At 72.0% G+C, this 3502-nt stretch carries 3 protein-coding genes; all 3 read left to right on the forward strand.

The genetic code is table 11. The features are described from left to right. Nucleotides 1–58: 58 nt before the first annotated feature. Entirely contained in the window at nucleotides 59–1120 is a 1062-nt protein-coding gene (locus FOE67_RS20130) for a substrate-binding domain-containing protein (protein WP_182666248.1), read from the forward strand. A 103-nt stretch (nucleotides 1121–1223) separates the two neighbouring features. Then, on the forward strand, nucleotides 1224–2480 hold the full coding sequence (locus FOE67_RS20135; protein WP_228474084.1) for a Gfo/Idh/MocA family protein: 1257 nt from the start codon (nucleotides 1224–1226) through the stop codon (nucleotides 2478–2480). Beyond that, nucleotides 2477–3484: a sugar phosphate isomerase/epimerase family protein gene (locus FOE67_RS20140; protein ID WP_182666249.1), complete on the forward strand. Its 1008-nt coding sequence runs from the start codon at nucleotides 2477–2479 to the stop codon at nucleotides 3482–3484. The genes FOE67_RS20135 and FOE67_RS20140 overlap by 4 nt, the downstream gene beginning before the upstream one ends. Nucleotides 3485–3502: the final 18 nt, after the last annotated feature.

The following is a 3502-nucleotide window of genomic DNA, read 5'->3' on the forward strand; positions in this document are numbered from 1 at the left end:
GGCCCTCTCCGCCCGCCCGTCCCCGCCGTTCCGGCGACCTCATTCCCCGGGAGCACCCATGCGCACCACCTCCGGCAGACCCGCCGCCCGTCTCCTCACCCGCCTCGGCCTCGTGACGCTCGCCATCGGGCTGGCCGCCGCGTGCACGAGCAACGCCCCCGCCGACACCGGCGCCCCCGCCGCCGACACCACCGAGCGGGCCGTCGGCGCCAACGACGAACCGGGCGAGACCGTCGTCATCGGCTTCTCCGGCCCGCAGGCCGACCACGGATGGCTCGCCGCCATCAACTCCGCCGCACTCGCCGAGGCCGAGGAGTACCCCGACATCGAGCTGCGGGTCGCCGAGGGCACCAACGACCCCTCCGCCCAGATCAGCCACATCGAGACCTTCATCAACGAGGGCGTGGACGCCATCGTCCTGCTCCCCACCGACGGGGCCGCCCTGACCCGCATCGCCACCGAGGCGATGGAGGCCGGCATCCCGGTGGTCAACGTCGACCGCGAGTTCTCCAGCGAGTTCGCGGCCCGCACCACCATCCTCGGCGACAACTACGGCATGGGGATCTCGGCCGGCACCCACGCCTGTGCCCTGGTCGAGGAGCACGGCATGGGGGAGGCGGTGATCGCGGAGATCGCCGGCATCGACTCCCTGCCGCTGACGCAGGACCGCTCGCAGGGCTTCGCCGACGCCCTGGAGGCCTGCGGTCAGGATGTCGACCACCGGGTCGCGGCCGAGTTCACCGTCGAGTCGGGGGAGGCCACGGCCTCCAACCTGCTGCAGGCCGTCCCCGAGATCGACATCATCTGGAACCACGACGACGACCAGGGGGTCGGCGTCAAGGCGGCCTTCGACAACGCCAACCGCGACGAGTTCCTCTTCATCGGCGGGGCCGGTTCGGCCAACGCCATGCGCTGGATCCAGGAGGGGGAGATGGAGGCCACCGTCCTCTACCCGCCCACCCAGGCCGCCGACGGCATCCGGCTGGCCCGCCTGCTCGCCCAGGGCAAGGGCATGTCCGACCTGGTGCAGGTCGAGGTGCCCCGCCGCATCGTCCTCGACGCCCCGGTGGTGACCGCCGAGAACGTCGAGCAGTACCTCCCGCTGGGCTTCGAGTCCTGATGCGGGTCGGCGAGCCGAACACCGTGCCGCCCCCCGCCGGGAGTGCCGGGCGGCGGGACGGCGGGAATCCAGGGGGCCGACCCGGCCCGGAAGGGAAGACCCGATGAGTGCGATCGGAACAACCCACGGCACCCCGCGGGGCGGAGGAGCCCCCCGGGCACCGGAACTGCGCATCGGCATGGTGGGCTACGCCTTCATGGGCATGGCCCACTCACAGGGATGGCGCAACGCCCGCAGCTTCTTCACCCCGCCCCTCCGGCCGGCTCTGACCGCCCTGGCCGGCCGCGACCGGGAGGCCGCCGCCGACGTGGCCGACCGGTTCGGTTGGGAAGGCGTGGAGACCGACTGGCGGGCGCTGGTCGAACGGGACGACATCGACCTGATCGACATCTGCACCCCCGGCGACACCCACGCCGAGATCGCCGTCGCCGCGCTGGAGGCGGGCAAGCACGTGCTGTGCGAGAAACCCCTCGCCAACTCCGTCGCCGAGGCCGAGACCATGGCCGCCGCCGCGCGGGCCGCCGCCGGCCGGGGCGTGCGATCCATGGTCGGCTTCACCTACCGGCGGGTCCCCGCCCTGGCGCTGGCGCGCCGCCTGGTGGCCGAGGGCCGGCTGGGCGAACTGCGCCATGTGCGCGCCCAGTACCTCCAGGACTGGCTCACCGATCCGTCCGTCCCCATGAGTTGGCGGATGACCAGGGAACGGGCCGGTTCGGGGGCCCTGGGGGACATCGGCGCCCACATCGTGGACCTGACCCGGTATCTCACCGGAGAGCACCTCGTCGGTGTCACGGCGCTCGGGGACACCTTCGTCCGCGAACGTCCCCTGCCCGAGGGCGGGGGCACCGCCCCGGTCACCGTGGACGACGCGGTCGTCTTCATCGGCCGCCTCGCCGACGGCACCCCCGCCACCTTCGAGGCCACCCGTTGCGCCACCGGCCGCAAGAACGCCATCCGGATCGAACTCAACGGTTCCCGGGGCAGCCTGGCCTTCGACTTCGAGGACATGAACGTCCTCCATCTCCACGAGGGGGGGACCGACGGGGACACCACCACCCGCGGCTTCACCCGCATCCTGGTCACCGAACCCGACCACCCCTACGCGGGCGCCTGGTGGCCGCCCGGCCACGTGCTGGGGTACGAGCACGCCTTCGCCCACCAGGCCACCGACCTGCTCACCGCCATCGCGGACGGCAGCGACCCCGAGCCCTCCTTCGAGGACGGCCTGCACGTCCAGCGCGTTCTGGAGGCGGTCCAGAACAGCGTGGAGCGGGGCAGCGCCTGGACCGCCGTCGACACCGGCGTCCCCGCCGGTCCCGCCGAAAGCTCCCCGCCGATGAAGGAGGAACCGATCCCGTGAGCCGACCCATCACCCTGTTCACCGGCCAATGGGCCGACCTACCGTTCCGGGAGGTGGCCCGTCTGGCCGCCGAATGGGGCTACGACGGACTGGAGATCGCCTGCTGGGGGGACCACCTGGACGTGTGGCGGGCGGTCGAGGACGAGGAGTACCTGAAGTCCCGCACCGACATCCTGGCCGAGTACGGCCTCGGCGTCTGGACGATCTCCAACCACCTCAAGGGCCAGGCGGTCTGCGACGATCCCATCGACTTCCGACACCGCGCCATCGTCTCCGACCGGGTCTGGGGCGACGGCGACCCCGAGGGGGTCCGCCGGCGCGCGGCCGAGGAGATGAAACACACCGCCCGGGTCGCGGCCCGACTCGGCGTGAACACCGTCGTCGGGTTCACCGGCTCCTCCATCTGGAAGTACCTGGCGATGTTCCCGCCGGTGCCGCAGGAGGTCATCGACGACGGCTACCGGGACTTCGCCGACCGGTGGAACCCGATCCTGGACGTCTTCGACGAGGAGGGGGTGCGTTTCGCCCTGGAGGTCCACCCCTCCGAGATCGCCTACGACCACTGGTCCACCGTGCGGACCCTGGAGGCCGTGGGCCATCGCGAGGCGTTCGGCCTCAACTGGGATCCCAGCCACATGATCTGGCAGGACATCGACCCCGCCGGTTTCCTGATGGACTTCCGGGACCGGATCTACCACGTGGACTGCAAGGACACCCGGCGCAACACCGGTGACGGCCGCAACGGCCGCCTCGGCTCGCACCTCCCCTGGGGCGATCCGCGGCGTGGCTGGGACTTCGTCTCCACCGGGCGCGGGGACGTGCCCTGGGAGAAGTGCTTCCGGGTGCTCAACCACATCGGCTACGAGGGTCCGATCTCCATCGAGTGGGAGGACGCGGGCATGGACCGGCTGCGCGGTGCCCCCGAGGCCCTGGCCCTGGTCCGAGACCTGCTGTTCGCCCCTCCCACGACATCCTTCGACGCCGCCTTCAGCACCTCCGACTGACCCCGCCCGCCCCCGGCG

It is taken from the genome of Streptomyces calidiresistens (assembly GCF_014141525.1).
GTDB classification, from domain to species: Bacteria; Actinomycetota; Actinomycetes; order Streptomycetales; family Streptomycetaceae; genus Streptomyces; species Streptomyces calidiresistens.